The following is a 26,937-nucleotide window of genomic DNA, read 5'->3' on the forward strand; positions in this document are numbered from 1 at the left end:
GTTTTTTAAATTGTAAATACTCTTGTTTTTGCTTATGGTTGCATCTTCATGCTTAAATACCTGTATAAGTGGCCGGTGAGATGGCACGCAGCTCTTCCTTCACGGCTTCGCTGACGTTGAGTGTCTCGATAAAGTTCTTGATTTTCTCACCAGTAAGTTTCTCGTTAGTTCGTGTGAGGGCCTTCAAGGTCTCGTAGGGGTTGGGATACGCTTCACGACGCAGGATAGTCTGGATTGCCTCAGCCACCACGGCCCAGGTGTTGTCGAGATCCTCCTGCAGCTTCTCCTCGTTGAGGATAAGCTTGCGCAGACCTTTCAGTGTGCTCTGGAAAGCAATGAGGGCATGGCCCATGGGTACACCGACATTACGGAGTACTGTGGAGTCGGTAAGGTCACGCTGCAGGCGACTCACGGGCAGCTTGGCTGCCAGGAACTGCAAAATGGCGTTGGCGATACCGAGGTTACCCTCAGAGTTCTCGTAGTCGATGGGGTTCACCTTGTGCGGCATAGCACTCGATCCTACCTCACCGGCCTTGATCTTCTGCTTGAAGTAGTCCATGGAGATATACATCCAGAAATCGCGGTCAAGGTCGATAACGATAGTGTTGATACGGCGCATGGCATCGAAGATAGCACCCAGCCAGTCGTAGTTGGATATCTGAGTGGTATACTGTTCACGCTCCAGACCGAGTTTCTCGCTGACAAAGGCATTACCAAACTCACGCCAGTCGTACTGGGGATAGGCCACATGATGGGCGTTGAAGTTACCCGTGGCACCACCGAACTTAGCGGTGATGGGGGTCTCCTTCAGACCACGCAACTGCTCTTCAAGACGGTAGACATAGACCATCACCTCCTTCCCCAAACGGGTTGGAGAGGCGGGCTGTCCGTGGGTCTTGGCCAGCATCGGGATATTCTTCCACTGTTCGGCATAGTCGTTGAGCTGCTCGATAAGCTCCTCCACCAGGGGATAGTATACCTGCTCGAGCGCCTCCTTGACAGAGAGGGGCACAGAGGTATTGTTGATGTCCTGGGAAGTGAGGCCGAAATGAATAAACTCTTTGTACTGTTCGAAACCGCCCATGGCATCGAGACGCTCCTTGATAAAATACTCCACGGCCTTCACGTCGTGGTTGGTTACCTTCTCAATGTCTTTCACCCGCTGGGCATCAGCAGGTGTAAACTGGCGATAAATGTCACGGAGTTGGTCAAACAGTGAATGGTTGATGTCTTGCAGTTGGGGCAGAGGCAGTTCGCAAAGGGTAATAAAGTACTCTATTTCCACACGAACGCGATACCTGATAAGGGCATACTCTGAGAAGTATTCTGCCAACGGCTGTGTCTTACTCCTGTAACGGCCATCAATAGGCGAAATGGCTGTCAGTAAACTTAATTCCATGTCTTCTTAAAAAAATGTGTCGTCGTGGGCGTTGACGGATTCGAACCGCCGACCCTCTGCTTGTAAGGCAGATGCTCTAAACCAGCTGAGCTAAACGCCCGATTTGCATGCGATTTTGGAAATCGCGTGCAAAGTTACGAAGAATAAATGAATCTGCAAAATTTCCATTAGGAAAAATTGCAGATTTTATGCATTTTACAACTGATAGAGGTCATTAGCCGCCATCAGCTCCACCTTCTTCTCTGCCAGGATCTTCTCACAGGCATCCAGATCGGTAGGACGGATCACCACCGTGGCCACATTGCCATTGGCAAAAGAGTACATATACTCAATAAATACACCATTGTCTGAGAGGTGCTTCAGCACCACGGCCAGCGAGCCGTGTACGTTGGGGCATACGAAGCCGATGACATCAGTAATTTTCACAGCAAAATGTTGCTCTTTCAACACCTGATAAGCTTTATCGGGATCCGACACGATACAACGCAGAATACCGAAATCACTATTGTCCGCAATACTCATGGCGGAAAGGTTGATACCTGCAGCCCCTAAGGCCTCAGTCACCTCGGTCAGTCGTCCAGACTTATTCTCGAGGAAGATGGATAATTGCTTTGTTTTCATTGTCTTTATAGTTTATTATAGTTTTCTATTGTCAATCACGCGCTTGGCCTTACCGGTAGAGCGCTCGATGCCCTTCGGTTCTACAAGCTTTACCTTGAAGCCCAGTCCAATGACACTGCGCAACTCGGCTTCAAGTTTCTTCTGCAGACCTACCATCGTGGCCATATCGTCGGTGAAGTAGTCTTCCTTCACCTCGACTTTCAACTCAGAGGTGTCGGTATTGTTCACACGGTCTACGATGAGCAGGAAGTGAGGTTCAAACTCAGGCAGCTTCAGGATGACATCCTCGATCTGTGACGGGAACACGTTGACGCCACGGATGATGAGCATATCATCGCAACGGCCCAGGATGCGGTCCATTCTTACTAAGGTACGCCCACATGCACACTTGTCGTAGTGAAGAGCCGTGAGGTCGTGGGTACGATAGCGCAACAACGGCATACCTTCCTTGGTGAGGTGAGTGAAGGTGAGTTCACCAAAGGAGCCTTCCGGCAGCGGCTCACCAGTATTCGGATCAAGGATCTCAGGATAGAAATAGTCTTCGTTTAGGTGGGTACCACACTGGTGTTCACATTCGTAGCCCACACCAGGACCGGCGACCTCACTCAAGCCATAAATATCGTAGGCCTTAATGCCCAGCGACTCCTCCAGTTTGACACGCATCTTCTCCGTCCAGGGCTCTGCGCCGAAGACACCGATCTTCAATTTGAACTCCTCACGGGGATATTCGCACTCCTGCATGGCCTCACCGAGGAACATGGCGTATGACGGGGTACAGCAGAGGATAGTAGTACCGAAGTCGTGCATGAGGGTCATCTGTTTCTGGGTGTTACCCGAAGAGATAGGAATCACCGAAGCACCGATGTTGGTGGCACCGTCATGGGCACCCAGGCCACCGGTGAAAAGTCCGTAGCCATAGGCCACCTGAAAGATATCATCCTTCGTAGCACCATAGGCGGTAAAGGCACGTGAGATAGCCTCAGCCCACATGGCGAGGTCCTTACGGGTATAGAGTACCACCACAGGCTTACCCGTCGTACCACTTGAGGCGTGGATACGTACAATCTGACTCATGGGCACAGCAGCCAGTCCGAAGGGATAGTTGTCGCGCAGATCGAGTTTGTTGGTGAACGGCAGCTTCACGATATCGTCAATGCTCTTGATGTCGCCCGGCTCCAGTCCCATCTCCTGGAACTTCTTCCGATAAAATGGTGTATTATGATACACATACTCTGCCATCTTCACCAGACGACGACTTTGGATCTCACGAAGCTGCTCGCGGTCCATGCACTCAATGCTCTGATTCCAAATCATTTTGTCTCTCTATTTAGTAATTTTTGCTGATATTCATGCTATCGGGGGACAAAATTACAAATAAGAAAGCAGATTACCAAAAGAAAAGCGTTTTTTTTGTTTAATTGGTATTTAAACACAAAAAGGAGTTAAAAAACAAGCATAAATAAACATTTTTTTTATAAACAGAAGCGATATATGGGAAATCTTTGTAACTTTACAGGCGAAAATCGTTATTGAGTATATTACTAAATAAAACAAGAATGAGAAGGATCCTATTGTTGGCATGTCTGGTTATGGGAACCATAGCTGCCTGCGCAAAGAATACAAGCCTCAACGAAGAGTCTATCGATCTTGAAGCACTCTATCAGCAAATTGACGAGGCTATCAATCAGTCGCCCATATTCGTTGCTGAGTATAGAAAGCAGATTGCCGCCTATCGCGACAGTTTGCGGATGGAGAGCAGCCCAGAGAAGCAAATGAAAATGGCCGAGCAACTCTTTCAGCTTTATCGTTCTTATAGGAACGATTCTGCCTTGTTTTTTGCTGAGCAATGCATTAATCTGGCCGAAAGTATCCATCGTCCTGATCTCACCGGGCGTTATCGTTCCCTACTCTCCTTTCAGTGTTCCACATCAGACATGTTGACTGAATCGCTCGAGCAACTCCGTTTGGTCAAGAGGTCTGCCCTTACCAACAAGGAACTCGTCGATTATTACAATGCTTGGATGCACGTCTGTGGCGAGATGGCCACCCTCACCCAGCGCAAAGACAAGCACCAGAGCTATCTCGCCAAACAAAACCTCTACCGAGATTCCGTGATGGCAGTGGCCTCGGAAGGCAGTGAGGAGTGGCTCCACCTGAAGATGGACATCCTCACAGCCCAGCGCCATTTCCAGGATGCTCTAAATATCAGCGATCGCTGGTTCAAGACTGTGAAAGAGGGTACCCACGAGAGTGCTTATGCCGCATTCTACCGCTCCATGGTATTCAATCATCTTGGCAATCACGATCAGGCCTGCTATTGGCTCGGCAAGTCGGCCCTCGACGACATCCGCTGCGCCGTGATGGACCAGGCCTCACTACTCTTTCTCGCCGAACATTTGGCCAAAGACGGCGATTTCGACCGTGCGTTACGCTATATGGATTTTAGCAGAAAGTGTAACAAGACTTTCAGCAACCACACGCGAAGCTATCAGTACAGCTCCATCCTTAACATCATCGAGAAGAGTCACGAGGCCACCCAAGATCAGGTCCATCAGATTCTCTTCATCGCTGGCGCAATCATCATCCTGCTTATCCTAGCTCTGGTTTTCGTGCTCTTCATCAAAAGAACTAAATAACTTTCTATCATCAAAAAAAATGCTTCACCTTGATTGGTGAAGCATTTCATTTTTAGTGGGCGTTGACGGATTCGAACCGCCGACCCTCTGCTTGTAAGGCAGATGCTCTAAACCAGCTGAGCTAAACGCCCGATTTTTCTAAGCGGGTGCAAAGGTACGACAAAAAAGTGAAAAGAAAAAAGCGAAAAGCAAAAAACTGCATTTCTTTAACTCTTTTTAAGAAACCTATCCTAAAAGCTGCTCAATATCACCCTGTGGTAGAATGCAAAGGATGGCTTTTCCGTCAGGGGTATAGTTGACGTTGGAACATGAGAAGAGTTCATTGATGATATTCTCCATCTCGTCGTTACTAAGCACCTGACCATAGGGGATGGCAGCACTCTGTGCCAGACGCAAGGCAAGTTGGGCATGGAGTGTGGTGAGTGGCGCGTTAGCGGAGGACGTCTCGGTGACCATCTGCCGTACTAGCATCACAGGATCTATGCCCTCAAGACCCACAGGTACGCCGTTGATGGCATAGGTGTTACCACCAAGGTCACTGAGGTCGAAGCCGGCATTCATCAACTCGGGCAGAATCTGCTGCATGACGACATGTTCTGCGGGTGAGAACTGTACGGTCTCGGGGAAAAGAATCTTCTGCGTGTTAGCCGTATGACTGCTAATCTGGTTCATATAACGCTCGTAGAGGATACGCACATCGGCACGGTGCTGGTCGATGATCATCAGACCGGACTTCACTGCCGTCATCAGGTATTTACCCTTATACTGGTAATGCGAGGGGGACCGGTCAGCATCGAGCGTATTGTTAGGTAAGCTTACAGGTGGGACAGCATCGAATACATCACCTTCCGAGGGGGCTGCGATGCCGTAAAGAGACTCCCAACCCTCAGGAGAAGAGGCTGCCGGCTTCTGAGACCAAGAACTGCCCGACGACTTTCCACCGGTATTAAATGGGTTGTAGTCGGGATTATAGGTCACCTTTGGGGCAACGATGTTTTCACGGGAAGGGTCGAAGACCGGTATATCGGGGCTGCCCACCGTATCAAAGTCGATGGAAGGCACCTCGCAAAACTTACCGATGGCATCACGTACAGCGGCAGAGAGGATTTGCCAGATGGCCTGCTCGTTCTCGAACTTAATCTCTGTCTTCGTAGGATGGATATTAACATCTATCTGCGAGGGATCGACCTCGAAATAGAGGAAGTAAGGCACCTGCATGCCTTCGGGAATCATACGATCGTAGGCCGTCATCACCGCCTTATGGAAATAGGCATGTTTCATATAACGGCCATTGACAAAGAGGTAATCACTCCCACCCTTCTTCCTGGCTGTCTCGGGTTTACCCACGAAACCCGTGATGGTAGCCATAGCGGTATGCACCTCTACGGGCAGGAGGTCCTGATTATATTGTTTACCAAAGACATCAGCAATACGCTGACGAAGATTGGTGGCACGGAGGTTGAGCATCTCCACCCCATTGTGATGGAGTGAGAAACGGATTCCGGGATAGACGAGCACGATGCGCTCGAAAGCCGTCATGATATTCGAGAGTTCTGTGGCATTGGTCTTGAGGAATTTCCGTCGGGCAGGGACATTGAAGAAGAGGTTCTCCACCTTGAAGTTACTGCCTACAGGACAAGAGGCGGGTTCCTGGCTGGTTACTTTCGAACCCGCAATCATCAGTCGCGTGCCAATCTCATCATCCTGACGACGTGTCAGAAGTTCCACCTGTGCCACTGCAGCGATTGAGGCCAGGGCTTCACCACGAAACCCCATGGTGTGAAGAGCAAATAGATCCGTGGCATTCTGGATCTTCGAGGTGGCATGACGTTCAAAGGAGAGACGGGCATCAGTCTCCGACATACCCTTACCATCGTCGATGACCTGGATACATGTACGTCCGGCATCAACCACGATGACCTGGATAGTCTTGGCCCCGGCATCCACGGCATTCTCAACCAACTCTTTGATGACTGAAGCTGGACGCTGGATCACCTCACCAGCTGCAATCTGGTTGGCTACACTGTCGGGAAGAAGATGAATGACATCACTCATGGCTTGGGTTTCCAGTTAAAGATATCGTCGCGGTTCTGGGGACGGATGGCATCATACCAGACAAAGCCCGTAAGACGCTTACGATCGGCGGGTATCTGATTGAGCGGATACATCGTACCAGAGGTCTTCGGTGTCCAGACATGCTGGAGCTTACGGTCCTTGAGGAACATTCGCAACTCGGAGGTCTCCTGATAATTATATATAATAGGTATAGAGTCACCCTCCTCGAAATAGTAGCCGATGAGCACATTACCCACGGCACGGGTCTCATGGATTTTTCCATCGACGAAGAAGGCAAACATCTCTTTTGACTTCACCTGATTATAGCAGGCCGTATCACTACGCAGCTGCTGAATAGAGAAGCAGTTGTCGATGACATGGGCACGGTTGATGAGCGAATCTTTCAAGAACACCTCAATACGGTCACCGACGAGTTGCTGATTGACATTCCAAACGATGGGATCGTAGTACATCGTCATACAGGAGTCCTGGGAGTTATAGACCAGCGAGTCGCAGATGGCCTGCACATCAGTACGGTAGGCACGAACATGACGATAGGCATGGATCTTACGGTACACAGAGTCTGTCTCGATATTAAAGGTTATCACCTTGAAAGTGTCGGCATGCATAAAGAGGGAGTCGCCCTGTGAGAAGTCGATGGCCACGGCACTGTCGGTACACATGGCATAGCCCGTGTTTTCTAAATATTCGCCGTAGTTGCCGGTGAGTTTATTTTTATTCACGGAGTCTACATAGACCACGTTGCGGAAGGCCTTGCTAATACCAGCCTGACTATCATACCAAACGCTGTCGCCGATCATCGTCCTTCCCTGATTGGAGAGCACAGATCGATTCATGAGTCGCGCCTGCTCCTTCTTCGTGTCGTAATAGCCCTGTTCTGAGTAAATATGACTCTCACCAGAATAGATATCCGATGGGCCTACGATATGAGCCATCGAGAAACGGGTATCGTAATAGAGCGTGTCGGTGGTGAGATAGAACTTCGGACTGCGCATCTTCACGTCGTAGTTGAATACTGACATCTTTGATTTCGTGTTGTACTCCCCCCAGTCTGAGGTCAGCGTGGTATTTCCGTCAATCATCTTTCCACCTTCGAAGAAGTAGGCATTGTCATAAAGACGGTCGAAGTCGAGACTATCAGTATATAGCGTGGTCTTCTTATGTTTCAGCACCACATTATAACGGGCACGGGCCATCTGTTCGTTACCATCGTAATAGGCATAGTCACTGACCAGTGAGAGGGTATCACCCTGCACCATCTTCACATGTCCGAAAGCCTCAAACGAGTTGCTGCCTTCATAGAAGTAGGCACTGTCACAATAGAGGCGTGCACCCTGATGAGTGAACTGTACTTTACCATTGAGGATGGTAGCATCAGGGTTTATTAACTGATCGAAGTGTAGCACGTCGGCATGTACGAGATAGACGCGGGTGTCCTCTTTCTGCGCCTTTCGTGCCGGACGTTTCTTCTGTGTCTGCTTCTGTGCAAAAGCAGACACCATCCCCACCATCAAGGCGAAAGATATCAGCCAGACGAAAGACTTCCTCATCATCTCCTTCTAAACACCTTTATTTATTCCACCCCTCGTATTCGAACTCGCAGTCCTTATATTCGTCATTCAGACGGGTATAGACCGTCTTGATCTTATCGACCACCCACTGATGGATACGCTCCTCACGACGTTTGTTCAGCACCACGTCCTTCAACGTCTGGAAGTCCTCCGTCACCGTAGCCTTATGACCGTCGATGCGATTCTTCAGCTTTGCGATGACGCACACGGTCTTACCGCGCTGGTTAATCATCTGGAACGACTGTGAGATCTGTCCCACCTGCATGGTATCCACAACCTTTGCAACCTCGGGGGGCAGGTCCTGCATACGGAACTTCGACGAGGTATGTCCCGTAGTCATCATGTTTGTAGACATCAGGCCCTTGCTGTAACGGGTGTCCTTATCGTCGGAGAGCAGTGGTGCAGCATCCTCGAAAGTGAACTTTCCGGAACGGATATCAGCCGCGATGGAGTCCAGACGGCCAAGCGTTTTTTCGATAGCTACTTCCGACACCACAGGCTTACGGAGGATATGACGCACGTTCACCTTGTCGCCGCGCTTCTCGATGAGCTGGATGATATGGAAGCCGAACTCCGACTCCACAATCTTTGATACCTTCTTCGGATCTGTGAGGTTAAAAGCCACAGCAGCAAAGGCCGGGTCAAGGGTACCACGTCCCACAAGGCCGAGTTCACCACCACGACGGGCTGTTCCCGGGTCCTCGGAATAGAGGCGGGCCAATGTCTGGAAGGTGGCATCACCCTTGTTCACACGTTCGGTATATTCGCGTAACTCATCCTTCACACGGTTGAGTTCCTCGACTTCGATGACTGGTGTCTGCTGAATAACCTGCACCTCCACCTCCGTAGGTACGAAGGGGACGCTGTCGGCAGGCATATTCTGGAAATAACGGCGGACATCAGCAGGTGTCACGGCGATATCCTCGACAAGTTTCTGCTTCATCCGCTGCACCATCTGACGGTCTTTCAGATCTTCACGCAGGTCATTACGGATCTGTGAGAGCGGCTGGTGCTTGTATTCCTCCAGACGTTCACGCGAGCCGTCCACCATCTCAAGCCAGTAGTTAATCTGCTGTTCCACCTCCGCAGCCACATCGGCATCGGTCACCTCGATACTATCAATCTCGGCCTGATGCTTGAATAGCTTCTGTACAGCTATCTGCTCAGGGATGGCACAGTCGGGGTTGCCACTGAACTTAATACCTTCCATGGCAGCCTGCATACGCATGGTCTCGATGTCTGAACGGAGGATGGCATCGTCACCGACGATCCATACCACCTCATCGACCACAGTACCAATCTGTACGGAATCCTTTGTCTCGGCCCCAGCCATCAGCGGGAGCATGAGGAGCATGGCACCTAACAAATTCTGTATTTTTCTCATTGATGCTTATTTACTGTTTTCAATACTTCTTCATGAATGACGACCGGATAACGCTTGCGCAACGAGGCCACCCAACGGCGTTCAAGGTCGTTTTGGTAATCCTCGACCACCTGGGCACGCACATCGGTATAGTCGCTGGGCTTCTTCAGTTTCTTTCCGTAGACGGCATCGATGGGATAGTCCTGCAGTGGCTTCACTTCTGCAGGCACCTTAAACACCATTCTGTCAACGGTTGCATTGTCGCCGGGTTTGAAGAGTCCCTTCTCCACACGGATGCGGATCACGGAGTCGGGGTTGAAGGTGGTGCGCAGAGCCTCAGCCCACTGGTCGAAGGGAAGGCGCTTCACACAGTTCTTCACGGCCTTCACATCTTTCTTGTCCTTCACATGGTAGGCGATACCTTTATAACGGGGTTGCGACCATGTATAGTCCTTACGGTGGGCATCGAACCACGCCTTCAGGGTTGCCTCGTTCTCGGTAGCCTTCTCCCAGACCTCACGACTGCTAATCTCATAAAGTAACAAACCGTCATGATATTCCTGGAATAGGTATTTCATCTCGGGATCGGTGGCAGCGAGCGAGTCGGAGCGTTTCTCGAGAATCTGGTCTTGTGTCAGCGTACCGTTAGAGGCTTTCACCATCTGACGGAGTTTGTTGCTGATAATGTCTTCGCGCATCTCACGACGCTCCAATACCGTCAGCAAATCGTTCTTCAGGGAGTCGAAGGGCTCCAGCTGTTTACGCTCCTTCATCAGGATGATGTGATAGCCTATAGGGGAAAGGAACGGACTACTCATCTGTCCCGGCTGCAGCGAATAGGCCACATCCTCAAACTCCTTCAGCGTCTGGCCTGGACCAAACCAAGGCAAGAGACCGCCATCTTTCGAGGAGACGGGATCCTGCGAGATTTTCTTAGCCAATTCTGCGAAGTCGGCACCGGCCTGCAGGGCACGATAAGCGGAATCGATGCGTTGGCGAGCCTTCTCCTGTTCCTGGGTAGTGGCCTGTGTCGAGAGTTCCAGAAGGATATGGGCAGGACGTACGAGTCCACGGGGACCGATGGCCTTCTTCGTACGTTCGTACATCTTCCGGGCGGTGGCAAGGATTTCAGCGTCCGTCACGATGGTGGGACGCACCTGTTGATCACGATACATGGCATATTCCTGTTGGAAAGAGGTCATCGTATCAAGCTTGGCATCAAGGGCAGCCTGCACCTTCAACTTATAGTTGGCATAGAGCTCGGCATATTCCTCTACAGTCTTCTTCTCAACCACATCGTCACCGTTGTTCTTATTGAAAGAGTACTCAAACTCCGAACGAGGCACGTCTACACCAGCCACAGTCATCACGACGGGGTCGGATGACTGTGCCAATGATTGCTGCGACAGAAGCGCAGCAAACAAAGAAAGGGCAATGGTGAGTTTTCTCATTCTCAATCGTTAGGGCGACTATAATTGGGGGCCTCGCTCGTGATGGTGATATCATGCGGGTGAGACTCGTTGACGCCGGCATTGGTGATACGGGTGAACTTGGCGTTATGCAAGGCCTCGATGGTGGGGGCACCGCAGTAGCCCATGCCAGAACGCAGACCACCTACCATCTGATAGATCACCTCCTGAACGGTTCCCTTGTAAGGCACACGGCCAGCGATGCCCTCGGGCACCAGCTTCTTCACCTCCTTCGTGTCACCCTGGAAGTAGCGGTCCTTAGAACCGTGCTTCTGCTCCATGGCCTCGAGAGAACCCATACCACGGTAGCTCTTGAACTTACGACCGTTGTAGATGATGGTGTCACCAGGGCTCTCCTCTGTACCGGCTACGAGTGAGCCGATCATGACACAGCTACCACCGGCAGCCAAAGCCTTGACGATATCACCAGAGTAACGGAGGCCGCCATCGGCGATGAGGGGCACACCCGTACCCTTCAGGGCACTATACACATCATAGACAGCACTCAGCTGGGGCACACCCACACCTGCCACCACACGGGTGGTACAGATAGAGCCCGGGCCGATACCAACCTTCACGGAGTCGGCACCATTATCCACGAGCATCTTGGCAGCCTCACCGGTAGCCACGTTACCTACGACGATATCAATGTTGGGGAAGCACTTCTTAGCCTCCACGAGTTTCTCAATCACAGACTTCGAGTGGCCATGAGCCGTATCGATGACAATGGCATCGGCACCGGCATCCACAAGGGCCTGCATACGGTCGAGGGTATCAAAGGTCACACCGACACCAGCAGCTACACGCAGACGACCCTTATCATCCTTACAAGCCATAGGCTTATCCTTGGCCTTAGTGATGTCCTTATAGGTAATCAGACCAATAAGACGATTATCCTTATCCACCACTGGCAGCTTCTCTATCTTGTTCTCCTGCAGAATCTGGGCGGCAGCCGTCAGGTCAGTCTGCTGATGGGTGGTCACGAGGTTATCCTTTGACATAATCTCCTCGACAGGACGGTCCAGACGACGCTCGAAGCGCAGGTCACGGTTGGTGACGATACCTACGAGATGGTTGTCGTCGTCAACCACGGGAATACCACCGATATGATATTCCGACATGATTTCGAGGGCCTGAGCCACGGTAGAGCCCTGGGGGATAGTGATGGGATCATAGATCATACCATTCTCGGCACGCTTCACGATAGCCACCTGACGGGCCTGATCCTCAATCGACATATTTTTGTGGATCACACCAATACCGCCTTCACGGGCAATGGCAATAGCCATCTGTGACTCTGTCACCGTGTCCATGGCTGCTGTCACGAACGGTACGTTCAGCTCAATGTTGCGGGAGAAGCGCGTTTTCAACTCTACTGTCTTAGGCAGTACTTCAGAATAAGCGGGAATTAAAAGGACGTCGTCGAATGTAAGGCCGTCCATCACGATTTTGTCTGCAATAAATGAAGCCATAATTTCCTTTTCTTAAAATATTGCGTGCAAAGGTACAAAAAAGATTGAAGATTGAACATTGAAGATTGAAGATTTTTAAGAGCCTTGTTATTTTTTAACGTTCAATCTTCAATTTTCAATAATGTTCAATCTTCAATTCTCAATCTTCAATTAAAAATCAGTTCGCCATTTCCGAGATGAACTTAATGCGGACGAGCCTGATTTCATCCTCGGAATATTCGTCACCCAGTTCATCCTCGGCCACACTGAGTTTGTCAGTATCTGACTCTGCGAAATAGTCGTAGATATCATCGATATGGTCTTCGTCCATCACCTCCTCAAGGAAGTAGTCGATGTTCAGTTTCGTACCACTGTAGACGATGGCCTCCACCTCATCGAGCAACTCGTCGAAGTCGATGCCTTGAGCCTCAGCGATATCGTCGAGGGCCAGCTGACGGTCGATGCTCTGGATGATCTTCACCTTCAGCATTGATTTTTTCGCCACCGTACGGACACGCATGTCCACCTGACGTTCGATCTCGTTCTCTTCGCAGTAGCGGGCGATGAGGTCCACAAACTCCTTGGCATAGGGTTGTTTCACCTTTCCCTCACCCACGCCCTGGATATTCTTCAACTCCTCAAGGGTCACGGGATAGTCTGTGGCCATCTGCTCCAACGACACGTCTTGGAAGATGACGTATGGCGGACGCTCCAAGCGCTTCGAGACCTTCTTTCGCAAGTCACGTAGCATCGCACTCAACACAGGGTCAAGGGCACTGGTGCCTCCATCGTGGTCAGCGTTTTCGTCATCATCACTGAACTCCGTATCTTTCACAATCATAAACGACGATGGTGACTTCAGGAACTTCTTACCTGCCGAAGTGACCTTCAGTAGACCGTAGTTTTCCACCTCCTTCTTCAGGAATCCGGCAATGAGGGCCTGACGGATTACTGGGTTCCAGATCTTCTCATCGTCATCGGCACCGGCCCCAAAGAGTTCCTGTTCCTCATGATGATGGGCCAGGATCTCATCAGTCTCCTTACCGATGATAAAGTCTATCACATAGTCGCTGCGGAAGTTCTCCTTGATAGCCAAGATGGCGTTTAGCACGATGACGAGTTGATTCTGGGCCTCAATCTTTGTCTTCGGATGCAGACAGTTGTCGCAGTTGCCGCAGTTGTCTTTATCATATTCCTCACCGAAGTAGTGCAACAGCATCTTTCTACGGCAGACGGAGGTCTCCGCATAGGCGGCAGTCTCCACCAACAGCTGACGGCCGATATCCTGTTCTGCCACGGGCTTACCCTCCATGAACTTCTCCAGCTTATCGAGATCCTTTCGCGAATAGAAAGCCAGACAAATACCTTCGCCACCGTCACGACCTGCACGACCCGTCTCCTGATAGTAGCCTTCCAGCGACTTCGGGATGTCGTAATGAATCACAAACCGCACGTCGGGTTTGTCGATACCCATACCGAAGGCGATGGTAGCCACGATGACGTCGATATCCTCCATCAGGAAGTCATCCTGCGTCTGGGTACGGGTGGCGGAATCAAGACCAGCATGATAGGCCGAGGCCTTGATATCATTGGCGCGCAGGATGGCAGCCAGCTCCTCCACCTTCTTACGCGAGAGACAGTAGATGATGCCGCTCTTGCCGGGATGCTGTTTGATGAACTTGATGATATCCTTATCCACATCCTTCGTCTTTTGGCGCACCTCATAGTAGAGGTTCGGACGGTTGAAGGAGCTTTTGAACTCCACCGCGTCGAGGATGCCGAGGTTTTTCTTGATGTCGGTACGCACCTTATCGGTAGCCGTAGCCGTCAGTGCGATGACAGGTGCAGCACCTATCTCGTTGATGATCGGGCGGATACGACGGTATTCTGGTCGGAAGTCATGTCCCCATTCCGAGATACAGTGGGCTTCGTCGATGGCATAGAAGGAGATCTTCACCGACTTAAGGAACTCCACATTGTCCTCCTTCGTCAACGACTCGGGAGCCACATAGAGCAGCTTCGTGTGTCCGGCAAGGATATCCTCCTTCACCTGATCGATAGCCGCCTTGTTCAGCGACGAATTCAGGTAATGGGCCGTTCCCGACTGTTCGCTCAGGTTGGTGATGACGTCCACCTGGTTCTTCATCAGCGCTATCAGCGGTGAGATGACGATGGCCGTCCCTTCCATGAGCAACGAGGGTAGCTGGTAGCACAACGACTTACCGCCACCTGTCGGCATCAGCACGAAGGTATCCTTCCCATCCAGCACGTTCTGGATGATCTTCTCCTGATCGCCTTTGAATGTATCAAATCCAAAGTATTTCTTCAGGGCTTCGGTTAGATTCACTTGTTGGGTCATAAAGTCTTAGTTACGAGGCTTTTAATTGTTGTATATGTGATTTCTCTAATTGTTCCTTCACATAATCTGCCGTCACCTCAAATTTCTTAACTTTCCTTGAGGGCAGATCAAACATCGGCTCCATCATCACATTCTCCACGATGGAGCGCAGTCCACGGGCCCCCAGCTTATACTCCATAGCCTCATCGACAAGGGCGTCGAGGGCATCTTTGGTGAAGGTCAGTTCCACACCGTCCATCTCGAATAGTTTCTTATACTGACGGATGATGGAGTTCTTTGGTTCCGTCAGGATTTTCTCCAGGGCTGCACGGTCGAGCGGATTCAGATAGGTGAGCACCGGCAGACGACCAATCAGCTCGGGAATCAGGCCAAACGACTTCAGATCCTGAGGCACCACGTATTTCATCAGGTTCTCTTTATCAATATTCCTGACATTCTGTACCGAATTATAACCTACCACATGGGTATTCATACGCTGGGCAATCTTACGCTCGATACCATCGAAGGCACCGCCGCAGATAAAGAGGATGTTCCTTGTATCCACGTGGATATAGTCCTGATCCGGGTGCTTACGGCCTCCCTTGGGCGGCACGTTCACCATCGTTCCCTCCAACAGCTTCAGCAATCCCTGCTGCACACCCTCGCCACTGACATCACGTGTAATCGAGGGATTGTCGTTCTTACGGGCAATCTTATCTATCTCGTCGATGAAGACAATACCACGCTGGGCGGCCTCCACGTCATAATCTGCCACCTGCAACAGTCGTGAGAGGATGCTCTCCACATCCTCGCCCACATAACCGGCCTCGGTGAACACCGTAGCATCGACGATGGTGAAGGGCACGTCGAGCAACTTCGCGATGGTACGTGCCAGCAGGGTCTTACCCGTACCGGTAGAACCAACCATGATGATATTGCTCTTCTCAATCTCCACACCGTCGTCGGCAGCGGGCTGCTGCAGACGTTTATAGTGGTTGTAGACGGCAACGGAGAGGAAACGCTTGGCCTCATCCTGTCCGATGATATAATCGTCAAGGAACGCCTTGATCTCCTTGGGCTTCGGCACCTTCTTCATCTGCGGCTTACCGCTTTTGGCCTTCGCATTGGTCTCCGCCAGGTTCTCCTTGGCAATACGATAGGCCTGCTGGGCACATTCCTCACAGATATAGCCGTTGATACCGGAGATCAGCAGCTTCACCTCCTTGTCGCTCCTTCCACAGAAACTACATGCTTTCTTCATTACTTCTTTCTCGTCAAAACTTCATCAATCATGCCATACTCCTTGGCCTCCTGGGCTGTCATCCAGTAGTTACGGTCGGAATCAGCGTAGACCTTCTCGTAAGGGGTATGCGAGTGGTCAGAAATGATGGTATACAACTCTTTCTTGAATTTCAAAATCTCCTTGGCCTCGATCTCGATATCCGAAGCCTGACCCTGTACGCCGCCGAGGGGCTGATGGATCATCACACGGCTGTGGGGCAATGCCGAACGCTTTCCCTCAGTACCGGCCACGAGCAGCACGGCACCCATCGAGGCAGCCATACCCGTACAGATGGTGGCCACATCGCTGGAGATAAACTGCATCGTGTCGTAGATGCCCAGACCAGCGGTCACACTACCGCCAGGGCTGTTGATATAGATCGAGATATCCTTACCAGAGTCTACCGAGTCCAGGTAGAGCAGCTGCGCCTGCAGCGTGTTGGCGGTATAGTCGTCAATCTGCGTACCGAGGAAGATGATACGGTCCATCATCAGTCGTGAGAACACGTCCATCTGGGTCACGTTCAGCTGACGCTCCTCAAGGATATAGGGGTTCAGATACTGAGCCTGAGCCTGCATCACCTCGTCGAGGGTCAAGCCGTTCATGCCTAAATGCTGTACAGCATATTTTCTAAAATCATTCTTCATATTTTTCTTATTTTTCACCTTTGATGTTTCACATCGAGTTCACTTTCCAGCACGGAAGAAGGGTTATCGACCTTCCGTATCACGTGTTTGGGACACAAAGATAATGAAAAAAGTCGATAACCCTTCAATATTAGGGGTTATTTTTTCCTAAAAAAACTTATTTTTCTGACATAAGCTTATTAAACTCCTCCAAAGTGACTGTTTTTTCATTCAATTTAACCACTTTTTTCAGAGTTTCGGTGAGCTTGACATCCACAGCGCGGTCAACGAAGTTGTCTACGTTCTCACGCTTCTTCAACTGCTCGGCGGCATAGTTCTCCAGCACGTCATCGGGCACGTTGCTCATGCCATACTGTGCAAACTGAGCACGGATGGCCTCCTTGGCAACAGCCTTCAGGTCGGCATCCTCCACCTTAATATTATTAGCGGCCACGAGCTGCTCCTTGATCATGTGCCAACCCAGTTCCTTGATGCTGCCCTCGAAGTTCTTCTCCACATAGTCAGCACCCTTGTCCTGATTGTTCTGCAGCATCACGCGCTTCAGCAGAGCCTCGGGGAACTCGAGCTTGCCCACTTTCTCCTCCATGTACTTGCGCACGTCGAGCAGGAACTTATAGTCGCTGTTCTGCTGCAGCTGGGGAGCGATGGTCTCAGAGATCTTCTGACGGAACTCCTTCTCGTCCTTGACGGTACCCTCACCGAACACGCGGTCGAAGAGCTTCTGGTCAACCTCTGCGGGCTGGAAGTGACGGATCTCGGTGATCTGATAGCTGAAGTCAGCGTTCAGGTCCTTCACGTTGTCCTTCTCGGTCTTCAGCAGGGCAGCCACCTCAGCATCGTTGTCGGGATAAGCTTTCTTGGGGTTGAAGGTGATGATGTCACCGGGCTTAGCACCGTCGAAGAGCTTCTTCTGATCCTCAGCCTTGATATAGGCGGGCATCACCATAGCACCCTCGGTTACGATACCGCCTTCCTTGGTGTTACCGTTCTCGTCGAGCTCACGCATGTCACCAGTGATGGTGTCGTTGCCGCTGAACACGTCAGCCTTCACGAACTCACCAGCCTGTGAAGCGTACATCTGCACCTGGTCGTCGATCATCTTGTCGTCGATGGTAATGGTGTAATAGTCAATCTTGTCCTTGCCAGTGAGCTCGGCCTTGAACTCAGGAGCTACGGCGATGTCGAACACGAAGGTCAGGTCGGCATCCTTCTCAAAGTCCTGAGGCACCTGCTTCTCCTGATTGGGAAGGGGCTCACCCAGCATCTTGATGTTGTTCTCCTGGATGTATTCATAGAGCTTCTGACCCAGCACCTTGTTGACCTCGTCAACCTTCACGGCTGTGCCATACTGCTTCTTAATCATGCCCATAGGAACCATACCCGGACGGAAACCGGGCACCTGTGCTTTCTTACGATAATTCTTCAGAGACTTCTCTACTGCCTCCTGGTAGTCTGCCGCCTCAACGGTCATCGTCAGCAGACCATTGATCTTGTCGGCACATTCAAACGAAATTTTCATCTTCTTATGTACTTATTTATATTATATATTCAAAATTGAGGTGCAAAAGTACGATTTTTAGTTGAGAGTTCAGAGGTGAGCATTAAGAGTAACGCCCACTTTTAATGTTTTTTAATACTTTTATCCGATTTTCAACTCTCACCCGCGTGTTTTCTGTCCATTTCCTGCAATTGGAAATTCTTTTTTCGCAGCTCGAACGACTCGGTGAGGTATTTCTTGCGGACGATCTCGTTGGCAGCCAGCTCCTCAGGCGTGCCTTGGAAGAGGATACGCCCCTCGAACAACAGGTAGGCACGGTCGGTGATGGCCAGCGTCTCGTCCACATTATGGTCGGTGATCAGGATGCCGATGTTCAGATACTTCAGCTTATACACGATCTGCTGGATATCCTCCACGGCGATGGGGTCTACACCGGCGAAGGGCTCGTCGAGCATGATAAACTTCGGTTCGATGGCCAGACAGCGGGCAATCTCCGTACGACGGCGCTCACCACCCGAGAGACGATCACCCGTATTCTTGCGCACCTTCTCCAGACGGAACTCGGCAATGAGGCTCTCCAACTTCTCCAGCTGATATGCACGGGGCTTACCCGTCATCTCCAGCACGGAGAGGATATTATCCTCGACGCTCATCTTACGGAACACGCTGGCCTCCTGTGCCAGATAGCCGATGCCGGCACGGGCACGCTTATAGACGGGGAAGCTCGTCACCTCCTCATCGCCCAGGTAGATATGCCCGCCATTGGGCACAATCAGACCTGTGGTCATATAAAACGAGGTGGTCTTGCCGGCACCGTTGGGGCCCAACAGTCCTACAATCTCACCCTGCTTCACGTTGAAGCTCACATCATTGACCACCGTGCGCTTACCATAGCGCTTCACGAGGCCTTCTGTCCGTAATACGATACGCTCTTCTTCCATATTCGGCTGCAAAGGTACAAAAATTCATGCAAAATACCAAATATAAAAAAATAATTTGTACCTTTGCAGCGATTTTAAGGTTTTAGTATGCTATTACATAAATGGCTGACCACCTTCGGTCGCTATCTGATGCTGATGGGCAGGACCTTCTCCCGCCCCGAGCGCATGAGGATGTTCCTGAAGCAGTATGTCAATGAGATGGCGCAACTCGGCATCAACTCCATCGGCATCGTGCTCATCATCTCCTTCTTCATCGGTGCCGTCATCTGTATTCAGATGAAGCTCAATATCCAGAGCCCGTGGATGCCCCGCTGGGTGTCGGGCTACACCACCCGTGAGATCCTGCTCCTGGAGTTCTCCAGCAGTATCATGTGTCTCATCCTCGCTGGTAAGGTAGGGTCGAACATCGCCTCCGAGCTGGGCACGATGCGCGTCACCCAGCAGATCGACGCCCTCGAGATCATGGGCGTCAACTCCGCCTGTTACCTCATCCTACCGAAGATCATGGGCATGCTCACCATTATGCCTGTCCTCGTGATATTCTCCTCGGCCACAGGTATTCTCGGCGCCTATGCCACCGCCTTCATCGGGCATATCCTGACCCCCGACGACCTCACGGCGGGACTTCAGCACCACTTCATCCCCTGGTTTGTGTGGATGTCGATCATCAAGAGTCAGTTCTTCGCCTTTATCATCTCCAGCGTACCCTCCTTCTGCGGCTACACCGTCGAGGGCGGTAGCGTGAACGTGGGTAAGGCCTCTACCGATGCCGTCGTCACCTCCAGCATACTCATCCTGTTCAGCGATGTATTCCTAACACAATTACTGTCATGATCGAAGTCAAGCATTTATATAAGAGTTTTGAAGACAAGGACGTCCTGAAGGACATCAACACCGTGTTTGAGGACGGCAAGACCAACCTCATCATCGGACAGAGCGGATCGGGCAAGACCGTACTGATGAAAAATCTTGTCGGATTACTCGACCCGACAAAGGGACAGATCCTCTACGACGGACGTGATTTCGTACAACTCTCGAAGCGCGAGAAGGTGATGATGCGCCGCGAGATGGGTATGATCTTCCAGAGTGCCGCCCTCTTCGACTCCCTGACGGTGTTGGAAAACGTGATGTTCCCCCTCGACATGTTCTCTACGATGACCTACCGCGAGCGTGTACGCAGGGCTCAGGAATGCCTCGACCGCGTCAACCTGCAGGGTGCCGACGAGAAATTCCCCGGCGAGATCTCCGGTGGTATGCAGAAACGTGTGGCCATCGCCCGCGCCATCGCCCTCAACCCCAAATATCTGTTTTGCGACGAGCCCAATTCCGGACTGGACCCCAAGACATCGCTCGTCATCGACGAACTGCTCCACTCCATCACCCGTGAGTACAACATGACCACCATCATCAACACCCACGACATGAACTCAGTAATGGGCATTGGCGAAAACATCATTTTTATTTACGAAGGCACCAAGGAATGGCAGGGTGTCAGCAGCGAGGTGATGGGCTCCACCAACCAGAAACTCACCGACTTCATCTTTGCCAGCGACCTGCTGAAGAACATGCGTCAGATGGTCATCGAAAGCGGCCGGAGCCTATAGCTTCTTTTCCGTGGACAATAGAAAAATGGTGATATAATTGCACTTTTCCACCATAAAATTTGCGCGTTTCAGAATCTTTTTGTACTTTTGTCGCTGAATTATCTATCAAAAAGGCAAAAGTATGAACCTCAACCGTCTGGTCATATCCCTCCTATTATGCCTTTCCGCCGTCCAGATCCATGCCGATCAGATTTCGGAAATCAGGGACTCTTTGCCTTACAAAAAGGGCTACGACCGCATTGACGCCTACAACACACTCTATTACCTCAGCCTGGATTCCGACGATGTGAGCTACCAGCTCAGATGCCTGGATGACCTCATCGCCGAGTGCCACCATCAAGGCAACCGTAAGGAGGAGGCCGACGCCAGGGTCATGAAGCTCATACACTTCTACAACTGCGACCTCAGCGACTCCATCTACGAGCAGACCAAGCCCACCCTCGAACTCCTCGCCTCCATCGGCGACTGGAAGAACTATTACGAGACGTGGACCATCCTCGTGGATGCCTACAACTTCTCCGGTAAGACCAATACGGGCTTGAAGGAGGTACAGGAGATGCATAGCGACGCCATGAAGCGCGACGACAAGTTCGGACAGGGTATGGCCTACTACAGCATGGGTAACGTCTATGCCAACATGCACAACATCGAGGAGGCCGACAGCTCTTATCAGAAAAGCCTCTCCACGCTGCTGGCCCTCAACCCGCGGCCCTTCCAGCTCACCGACGTGTTTGCCGCCTATGGCGACATCCTGGAGCTGCAGCACGAATACCACCGACTGAACGACCTCACCATCCAATGGAAGAAATTCCTCGACGACTGGTATTCCAAGAAAGAAGGAAAGAGCAGCGACGTCAACAGCTGGGCTTACTACTATCTGGCCTGCGCCCAGGCAGCCCTGGGCCTCGGCGACCTTGAGAAAGCCTCCGACATGCTCGACGAGCTGAGGAAACGCTCAAGCAGCGACGACAGCTTCAAATACATGAAATGGCTCTACTACAGGGCCGAGCTCTGTATGAAACAGGGCTTCTACGACGAGGCGCTGGCCCTGAACGACAAGCGCATGCGACTGCTTGAGAGTACCGACGACTCCTCCGAGCTCATCCGCGTCAGAAAGCAGCGCGCTGAGATATTCACCGCCCTGGGACGATTCCGAGAGGCCGCAGAGATGTACAATCAGATGTACCTCATCAACGACTCCATCAACACCCATGATACCAAACGGCAGCTCACGGAGATGAACACCCTCTTCGGACTCGGAGAGCTCGAGAAGAAGCACGCCCAGGCCATGACGCGCAACGCCATCATCATCGCCTCGATCATCGTGCTCTCGCTCGTCATCTTCATCTTCTTCCGCCTGCGATCGGCCAAGCGCCTGAAGGTGGCCCACCTCAAACTCGAAGATGCCCACAGCAAGCTCGAGGAGACCCACAGCAAGCTCGAGGAGACCCACAGCAAGCTCGAGGAGACCCACCAGCAGCTGCTTACCGCCTACGACCAGCTCGAGGAGACCACCATCGCCAAGGAGCGTATCGAGAGCGACCTGCGTATCGCCCGAAACATCCAGATGGGTATGGTGCCCAGCAACTTCCCCGAGCGACCCGACCTCGACCTCTACGCCTCGATGACCCCCGCCAAGGAGGTAGGAGGCGACCTATACGGCTATCACCTCATCGACGACCACCTCTACTTCTGCCTCGGCGACGTCAGCGGCAAGGGCGTGCCCGCCTCTCTCTTCATGGCACAGGCCACCCGACTCTTCCGCACCCTCGCCGCTCAGGAGATGATGCCCGCAGAGATAGCCAACCGAATCAACGACGCCCTTTCGGGCGAGGACAACGAGACGGGCATGTTCGTCACGATGTTCCTCGGACTCGTCGACCTCAAGACCGGCCACCTCAAGTTCTGCAACGCCGGCCATAACCCCCCGGTGATCGTGGGCGACGGTACGGCAGAATTCATCGAGATGGAGCCCAACTTCCCCATCGGCATCATGCCTGGTATGGAATATGTGGGCGAAGAGATTGACGACATCACCAACAAGGCCTTCTTCGTCTATACCGACGGACTCAACGAGGCCGAAAACCGCCAGCAGGAGCAGTTCTCCGACGAGCGGCTGGTGGAGATCCTGCAGACGCACCCCTTTGAGAGCTCGCGCCAGACCATCGAGATGCTCAAGGCAGAGGTGGAGACCCATCGCGACGGCGCAGAGCCCAACGACGACCTCACGATGCTGTGCTTAAAGGTAAAGAAGTAGAAAGGTAAAAACCAATAACAAAACGGCTTATGAAAAAAGAGATCAAAATCAAAAACCAAGTAGGGGAGCTGGAGAAAGTCAACCAGTTCATCGAAGAAATCGGTGAAGAGCTAGGCCTCGACATGGAACTCCAGATGAACCTCAACCTGGTGATGGAGGAGATGGTCAGCAATGTCATCTTCTACGCTTATCCCGAAGGCACTCCCGAGGAGATAGAGCTGACAGCCGAGAGCAACGGCAAAGAGCTCACCTTCGTACTCTCTGACCACGGCGTTGAATTCGATCCTACAGCGAAGGAAGATGCCGATCCTGACGTCAACCCCATGGATCGCGACATCGGCGGCATGGGCATCTACATCGTCAAAAACATCATGAACAAGGTCACCTACCAGCGTCTGGAGGGCAAGAACCTGCTAACAATGAAAAAAGAAATTTAAGAACTTTATAAAATTAAAAGTATTATGACACAGATTTTAAAAGAAGGTGGTAAGACCATCATTAAGACAGGAGCACGTATTGACACAATGAACGCCAATCAGTTTGAAGAAGACATCCAGCCCGCACTGAAGGACGGTGGTGTAGACCTCGTCATGGACTGCGATGAGCTCGTCTACATGGCCAGCTCCGGCCTCCGTATCATTCAGAAGACCATGCGTACCGTGATGCAACTCAAGGGCCAGTTCAAGATCATCAACGTCAGCCCTGAAATCTACAAAGTGCTCGCCATGACGGGCTTCACCAAGTTTATGAAAGTAGAACAGAAAAAAGGTTAATACGCTATGACCATCCTACTCATTATTCTTATATTATTCATTGCCGCACTCGGTGTCGCCCTCTACTTCCAGATGAAAGGCGCCAAGGAGCAGGCCGAAGAAGGCCAGCAGCTGCTTAAGGACTACCAGAAGCGCGTCAATGAGCTCGAGAAGCTGCTGAAGGACTACAGTGACCTTCAGAAGAACTTCGACAGCGTCGGTGAGGGCTATGAACAGGCTCTCCTCCAGTTCGACAAGATGGAAGAAGAGCGCCAGACCATGGCCAACGTCAAGGAGAAGCTCGAGAAGCAGGTGAGCGACATCATGGCCGCCAAGTCGACCCTCGAGCAGGCCGTCGTACAGAAGAAGGACCTCATCCAGAAGGCTGCCGACGACATCAAGAAGAAGCTCGACTTCTCTGCCCCCAACGCCCAGTCTATCGCCCAGCTGGCCAACAGCATCCTCAACCTCAACGATGTGGGTGTTGACACAGCTATCGAGGCCGAAGACAACTGCCAGGCCAGCGACATCACCGCCCAGGCCATCCGCGAGACGGGCATCGACAAGATCGACTACCTGAAGTTCAACAACCGCATTGCCGAGGAGGCACAGGGCGTCATGCTCTTCACCAACCAGTCGATGGCCACGCGTGTACTGGCCAATCTGCTCGACAACGCGATGAAGTTCACCACCAGCGGCGAGGTGACCCTGCTCACCACCAGCGATGGCAACAACGTGGAGTTTATCGTCGAGGACACCGGCACCGGCATTGCTGCCGACGACGCCGAGAAGATCTTCGAGCCGTTTACGAAGCTCAACAGCTTCTTCGACGGCGCTGGTTGCGGCCTCACCGTAGCCCGTTCGATAGCCCGCCGCCTCAACGGTGATGTGAAGCTCGACCCCGAACACAAGAGCGGAGCCCGCTTCATCTTCACCCTGCCGATGTAAGAAAAATTCCTATTAAAAAATTCTTCTTTTGAGGCCGTCAGGGCGTCCGTCTAAGGATTGCTTCTGGCGGCCTTTTTCTTTAGCCAAACGCATGCGAATGAGAGCTTGGATCATGACAGGCCTGCTGCTGATGACAACCACAGCGGCCATGTCCGACAATAAGAACGACAAGGAGTGGAGCGACCTTGAGGTGAAGCGCGCCCAGCTGCTGGAGAAAGGCAGCGTGGAGGCAGCACTCGCCATCTACGACAAGATGGCTGAACACGCAGAGAAGCAGGGGCGCATCGAGGATGCCGCCAGCGTCAGGCGCGACAAGGTAGGACTGCTCCACAACCTGCAGCAGGACAGTCTGCTCATCGAGGAAGCCACCCGACAGATGGCCTGGATGGAACAGCACGGGCAGAAGGAATACTTCTACCGCATCTGGCGCCTGATGGCCGAGTCGTACTACTTCTCACACAAGCCTCAGACAGCCCTTCGCCAAGCCAAGCTCATGCTCGAATATGCCCAGGAGCACGGCGACGACCAGGGACGGGCCAGCGCCTATCAGCAGATGGGATTCAACTACCTCGAAGTGGACAACGACGAGGCCATCAAGACCTACCAGCACAGCATCAAGCTGTTCCGCCAGATGAGCGGTGACCACTACGCCGACCTCAACCGCTCGTACGGTTATCTATGCGAAGCCCTCGAAAACAAGAAAGACTATGCCAACGAACTGAAATACTGCGCGGAATGGAAAAAGCTGCTCGACGAGTGGGGCCGCAATGCCGTCGGCAAGCAGATGAACCGCGTCTACATCGAACAACACCTGCAGACAGCCAGTGCCCTGATAGGCCTCGGCCGCATCTACGAGGCCGAGCAGGAGCTGGCAGAGGTGGAACGGCTGAACCAGATGGAGAAAGACGACTACTACAGCTACGTCATCCTCGTGCGCAAGGCGCAGGCAGCCTATCTGGCAGGGCACTACAGCCAGGCCGTGGCCTACAGCGACCGCTTTGCCCCTATGATGGAGAGCGACGACTGGGTGCTGCCCCGTCTGGTGAGAGCCGAAGCGCTCATCAAGGGCAACCGCCCTGCCGAGGCCGCCCAGATCTACCGCCGCCTCTATGAGGCCAAAGACTCCACCTTCTCGAAAGACATGCGCATGCAACTCGACGAGCTGAACACGCTCTTCCAGGTCGACGAGCTGAAGATCCAGAACCAGCTGGTACGTTCACGCTTCATCACCGGCATCTTCGCCTGCGCCCTGATAGGCCTGCTGCTCTTCCTCTACTTCCGCCACCGTTCGGCCAAACGCCTTGCCGAGATGAAATCGGCCAAGGAGCGCATCGAGAATGAGCTGAGCATCGCCCGCGACATCCAGATGTCGATGGTGCCCCACCAGTTCCCCAACCGCCCGGGCCTCGACCTCTACGCCTCGATGATGCCCGCAAGAGAGGTGGGCGGCGACCTCTACGGCTATCAGCTCTACGACGACCGCCTCTACTTCTGCATCGGCGACGTCAGCGGCAAGGGAGTGCCTGCCTCGCTCTTCATGGCACAGGCCACCCGCCTCTTCCGAACGCTCGCCGAACAGGGCATGATGCCCGCAGAGATATGTACCCACATCAACAATGCCCTCTCGGGTGAGGACAACGAGCAAGGCATGTTTGTAACGATGTTTCTAGGTCTTGTCGACCTCAACACGGGTCATCTCGACTTCTGCAATGCCGGCCACAACCCTCCTGTACTGGGTGGCGACGAGCATCAGGGGTCGTTCCTCGAGATGGAGCCCAATGCCCCCATCGGCCTCTGGCCGGGACTGGAATTCGTGGGCGAGTCTATCGAGAGCATCAAGGGGCGCCCGCTCTTCATCTACACCGACGGCCTCAACGAAGCCGAGAACACGCACCACGAGCAGTTTGGCGACGACCGCCTGCTCAGCAGCCTCCGCGACACCAGCTACGAGAGTTCGCGCCAGGTCATCGAGACCCTCGCCGCCCTCGTAGAAGCCCACCGCCAAGGTGCCGACCCCAACGACGACCTGACCATGATGTGCCTGCGGCTGTCATAAGACATCTCGCGAGTCTGCCACCGAGTTT

21 protein-coding genes and 2 tRNA genes are annotated in these 26,937 nt (G+C 52.3%); 8 read left to right on the plus strand and 15 right to left on the minus strand.

What is annotated here, in order from left to right; translation table 11 throughout:
- Positions 1–52: 52 nt before the first annotated feature.
- The 4 genes from purB to BMY16_RS02600 all read right to left on the minus strand — a co-directional run bounded on the left by purB (position 53) and on the right by BMY16_RS02600 (position 3,334).
- Complete coding sequence (gene purB / locus BMY16_RS02585) at positions 53–1,399, minus strand: adenylosuccinate lyase (protein ID WP_091839641.1); 1,347 nt, start codon at positions 1,397–1,399, stop codon at positions 53–55.
- A 25-nt stretch (positions 1,400–1,424) separates the two neighbouring features.
- Positions 1,425–1,499: transfer RNA gene (locus tag BMY16_RS02590), tRNA-Val, on the minus strand.
- 95 nt (positions 1,500–1,594) lie between these two features.
- Entirely contained in the window at positions 1,595–2,020 is a 426-nt protein-coding gene (locus BMY16_RS02595; RefSeq protein WP_091839644.1) for an ACT domain-containing protein, read from the minus strand.
- Positions 2,021–2,035: 15 nt separating this feature from the next.
- On the minus strand, positions 2,036–3,334 hold the full coding sequence (locus BMY16_RS02600) for a phenylacetate--CoA ligase family protein (protein WP_091839647.1): 1,299 nt from the start codon (positions 3,332–3,334) through the stop codon (positions 2,036–2,038).
- A gap of 242 nt (positions 3,335–3,576) precedes the next feature.
- Between BMY16_RS02600 and BMY16_RS02605 the strand changes: the two genes are divergently transcribed.
- Complete coding sequence (locus BMY16_RS02605; protein WP_139207103.1) at positions 3,577–4,656, plus strand: DUF6377 domain-containing protein; 1,080 nt, start codon at positions 3,577–3,579, stop codon at positions 4,654–4,656.
- A gap of 56 nt (positions 4,657–4,712) precedes the next feature.
- Here BMY16_RS02605 and BMY16_RS02610 read toward each other — a convergent pair.
- The 11 genes from BMY16_RS02610 to lptB all read right to left on the minus strand — a co-directional run bounded on the left by BMY16_RS02610 (position 4,713) and on the right by lptB (position 19,292).
- Positions 4,713–4,787: transfer RNA gene (locus BMY16_RS02610), tRNA-Val, on the minus strand.
- A 94-nt stretch (positions 4,788–4,881) separates the two neighbouring features.
- On the minus strand, positions 4,882–6,711 hold the full coding sequence (gene mutL / locus BMY16_RS02615; protein WP_091839652.1) for a DNA mismatch repair endonuclease MutL: 1,830 nt from the start codon (positions 6,709–6,711) through the stop codon (positions 4,882–4,884).
- A complete protein-coding gene (locus BMY16_RS02620) occupies positions 6,708–8,285 on the minus strand; it encodes an OstA-like protein (RefSeq protein ID WP_244512827.1) in 1,578 nt (525 codons plus the stop codon). Before BMY16_RS02620 ends, mutL begins: the two co-directional genes overlap by 4 nt.
- 16 nt (positions 8,286–8,301) lie before the next feature.
- Positions 8,302–9,687 (minus strand): peptidylprolyl isomerase, encoded by a 1,386-nt coding sequence (locus tag BMY16_RS02625; protein ID WP_091839655.1) that lies wholly within the window; start codon positions 9,685–9,687, stop codon positions 8,302–8,304.
- On the minus strand, positions 9,684–11,117 hold the full coding sequence (locus BMY16_RS02630; RefSeq protein ID WP_091839658.1) for a peptidylprolyl isomerase: 1,434 nt from the start codon (positions 11,115–11,117) through the stop codon (positions 9,684–9,686). Before BMY16_RS02630 ends, BMY16_RS02625 begins: the two co-directional genes overlap by 4 nt.
- A gap of 2 nt (positions 11,118–11,119) precedes the next feature.
- Complete coding sequence (gene guaB, locus BMY16_RS02635) at positions 11,120–12,607, minus strand: IMP dehydrogenase (RefSeq protein ID WP_091839661.1); 1,488 nt, start codon at positions 12,605–12,607, stop codon at positions 11,120–11,122.
- A gap of 157 nt (positions 12,608–12,764) precedes the next feature.
- Entirely contained in the window at positions 12,765–14,945 is a 2,181-nt protein-coding gene (gene recQ, locus BMY16_RS02640; RefSeq protein ID WP_091839665.1) for a DNA helicase RecQ, read from the minus strand.
- A gap of 10 nt (positions 14,946–14,955) precedes the next feature.
- Positions 14,956–16,185 carry an ATP-dependent Clp protease ATP-binding subunit ClpX gene (gene clpX / locus BMY16_RS02645; RefSeq protein WP_091839668.1) on the minus strand — a complete coding sequence of 410 codons (1,230 nt, stop codon included), beginning with the start codon at positions 16,183–16,185 and terminating at the stop codon, positions 14,956–14,958.
- Entirely contained in the window at positions 16,185–16,853 is a 669-nt protein-coding gene (gene clpP / locus BMY16_RS02650; RefSeq protein ID WP_091839671.1) for an ATP-dependent Clp endopeptidase proteolytic subunit ClpP, read from the minus strand. Before clpP ends, clpX begins: the two co-directional genes overlap by 1 nt.
- A 157-nt stretch (positions 16,854–17,010) precedes the next feature.
- On the minus strand, positions 17,011–18,372 hold the full coding sequence (gene tig / locus BMY16_RS02655) for a trigger factor (RefSeq protein ID WP_091839674.1): 1,362 nt from the start codon (positions 18,370–18,372) through the stop codon (positions 17,011–17,013).
- Positions 18,373–18,503: 131 nt separating this feature from the next.
- Positions 18,504–19,292 carry an LPS export ABC transporter ATP-binding protein gene (lptB, locus tag BMY16_RS02660; RefSeq protein WP_091839676.1) on the minus strand — a complete coding sequence of 263 codons (789 nt, stop codon included), beginning with the start codon at positions 19,290–19,292 and terminating at the stop codon, positions 18,504–18,506.
- A gap of 87 nt (positions 19,293–19,379) precedes the next feature.
- On the opposite strand from lptB, the gene BMY16_RS02665 reads away from it, so the two are divergent.
- The 7 genes from BMY16_RS02665 (at position 19,380) to BMY16_RS02695 (ending at position 26,909) form a co-directional block, all read left to right on the plus strand.
- Entirely contained in the window at positions 19,380–20,126 is a 747-nt protein-coding gene (locus BMY16_RS02665; RefSeq protein WP_091839679.1) for an MlaE family ABC transporter permease, read from the plus strand.
- Positions 20,123–20,896: an ABC transporter ATP-binding protein gene (locus BMY16_RS02670; protein WP_091839682.1), complete on the plus strand. Its 774-nt coding sequence runs from the start codon at positions 20,123–20,125 to the stop codon at positions 20,894–20,896. The genes BMY16_RS02665 and BMY16_RS02670 overlap by 4 nt, the downstream gene beginning before the upstream one ends.
- A gap of 121 nt (positions 20,897–21,017) precedes the next feature.
- Complete coding sequence (locus BMY16_RS15780; RefSeq protein WP_139207104.1) at positions 21,018–23,153, plus strand: SpoIIE family protein phosphatase; 2,136 nt, start codon at positions 21,018–21,020, stop codon at positions 23,151–23,153.
- Between the two features lie 29 nt (positions 23,154–23,182).
- A complete protein-coding gene (locus BMY16_RS02680; RefSeq protein ID WP_091839684.1) occupies positions 23,183–23,590 on the plus strand; it encodes an ATP-binding protein in 408 nt (135 codons plus the stop codon).
- A gap of 24 nt (positions 23,591–23,614) precedes the next feature.
- Positions 23,615–23,926 carry an STAS domain-containing protein gene (locus BMY16_RS02685; RefSeq protein ID WP_091839687.1) on the plus strand — a complete coding sequence of 104 codons (312 nt, stop codon included), beginning with the start codon at positions 23,615–23,617 and terminating at the stop codon, positions 23,924–23,926.
- A gap of 6 nt (positions 23,927–23,932) precedes the next feature.
- The gene (locus BMY16_RS02690) at positions 23,933–24,853 is read left to right on the plus strand and encodes an ATP-binding protein (protein WP_091839690.1); all 921 of its coding nucleotides are present in this window, start codon (positions 23,933–23,935) and stop codon (positions 24,851–24,853) included.
- 97 nt (positions 24,854–24,950) lie between these two features.
- The gene (locus BMY16_RS02695; RefSeq protein ID WP_244512829.1) at positions 24,951–26,909 is read left to right on the plus strand and encodes a PP2C family protein-serine/threonine phosphatase; all 1,959 of its coding nucleotides are present in this window, start codon (positions 24,951–24,953) and stop codon (positions 26,907–26,909) included.
- The last annotated feature ends 28 nt before the right edge of the window (positions 26,910–26,937 follow it).

The sequence above is a fragment of the Prevotella sp. ne3005 genome (assembly GCF_900110085.1).
Lineage (GTDB): Bacteria > Bacteroidota > Bacteroidia > Bacteroidales > Bacteroidaceae > Prevotella.

Bases quoted from the DNA above. Each gene is read 5' to 3' on its own strand.
- clpP (WP_091839671.1), bottom strand. From the start codon at position 16,853: ATGAAGAATGATTTTAGAAAATATGCTGTACAGCATTTAGGCATGAAC.
- BMY16_RS02665 (WP_091839679.1), top strand. From the start codon at position 19,380: ATGCTATTACATAAATGGCTGACCACCTTCGGTCGCTATCTGATGCTG.
- purB (WP_091839641.1), bottom strand. From the start codon at position 1,399: ATGGAATTAAGTTTACTGACAGCCATTTCGCCTATTGATGGCCGTTAC.
- mutL (WP_091839652.1), bottom strand. From the start codon at position 6,711: ATGAGTGATGTCATTCATCTTCTTCCCGACAGTGTAGCCAACCAGATT.
- BMY16_RS02695 (WP_244512829.1), top strand. From the start codon at position 24,951: ATGAGAGCTTGGATCATGACAGGCCTGCTGCTGATGACAACCACAGCG.
- tig (WP_091839674.1), bottom strand. From the start codon at position 18,372: ATGAAAATTTCGTTTGAATGTGCCGACAAGATCAATGGTCTGCTGACG.
- BMY16_RS02685 (WP_091839687.1), top strand. From the start codon at position 23,615: ATGACACAGATTTTAAAAGAAGGTGGTAAGACCATCATTAAGACAGGA.
- BMY16_RS15780 (WP_139207104.1), top strand. From the start codon at position 21,018: ATGAACCTCAACCGTCTGGTCATATCCCTCCTATTATGCCTTTCCGCC.
- lptB (WP_091839676.1), bottom strand. From the start codon at position 19,292: ATGGAAGAAGAGCGTATCGTATTACGGACAGAAGGCCTCGTGAAGCGC.
- BMY16_RS02670 (WP_091839682.1), top strand. From the start codon at position 20,123: ATGATCGAAGTCAAGCATTTATATAAGAGTTTTGAAGACAAGGACGTC.
- BMY16_RS02630 (WP_091839658.1), bottom strand. From the start codon at position 11,117: ATGAGAAAACTCACCATTGCCCTTTCTTTGTTTGCTGCGCTTCTGTCG.
- BMY16_RS02625 (WP_091839655.1), bottom strand. From the start codon at position 9,687: ATGAGAAAAATACAGAATTTGTTAGGTGCCATGCTCCTCATGCTCCCG.
- BMY16_RS02595 (WP_091839644.1), bottom strand. From the start codon at position 2,020: ATGAAAACAAAGCAATTATCCATCTTCCTCGAGAATAAGTCTGGACGA.
- BMY16_RS02690 (WP_091839690.1), top strand. From the start codon at position 23,933: ATGACCATCCTACTCATTATTCTTATATTATTCATTGCCGCACTCGGT.
- BMY16_RS02680 (WP_091839684.1), top strand. From the start codon at position 23,183: ATGAAAAAAGAGATCAAAATCAAAAACCAAGTAGGGGAGCTGGAGAAA.
- recQ (WP_091839665.1), bottom strand. From the start codon at position 14,945: ATGACCCAACAAGTGAATCTAACCGAAGCCCTGAAGAAATACTTTGGA.
- clpX (WP_091839668.1), bottom strand. From the start codon at position 16,185: ATGAAGAAAGCATGTAGTTTCTGTGGAAGGAGCGACAAGGAGGTGAAG.
- BMY16_RS02605 (WP_139207103.1), top strand. From the start codon at position 3,577: ATGAGAAGGATCCTATTGTTGGCATGTCTGGTTATGGGAACCATAGCT.
- guaB (WP_091839661.1), bottom strand. From the start codon at position 12,607: ATGGCTTCATTTATTGCAGACAAAATCGTGATGGACGGCCTTACATTC.
- BMY16_RS02620 (WP_244512827.1), bottom strand. From the start codon at position 8,285: ATGATGAGGAAGTCTTTCGTCTGGCTGATATCTTTCGCCTTGATGGTG.
- BMY16_RS02600 (WP_091839647.1), bottom strand. From the start codon at position 3,334: ATGATTTGGAATCAGAGCATTGAGTGCATGGACCGCGAGCAGCTTCGT.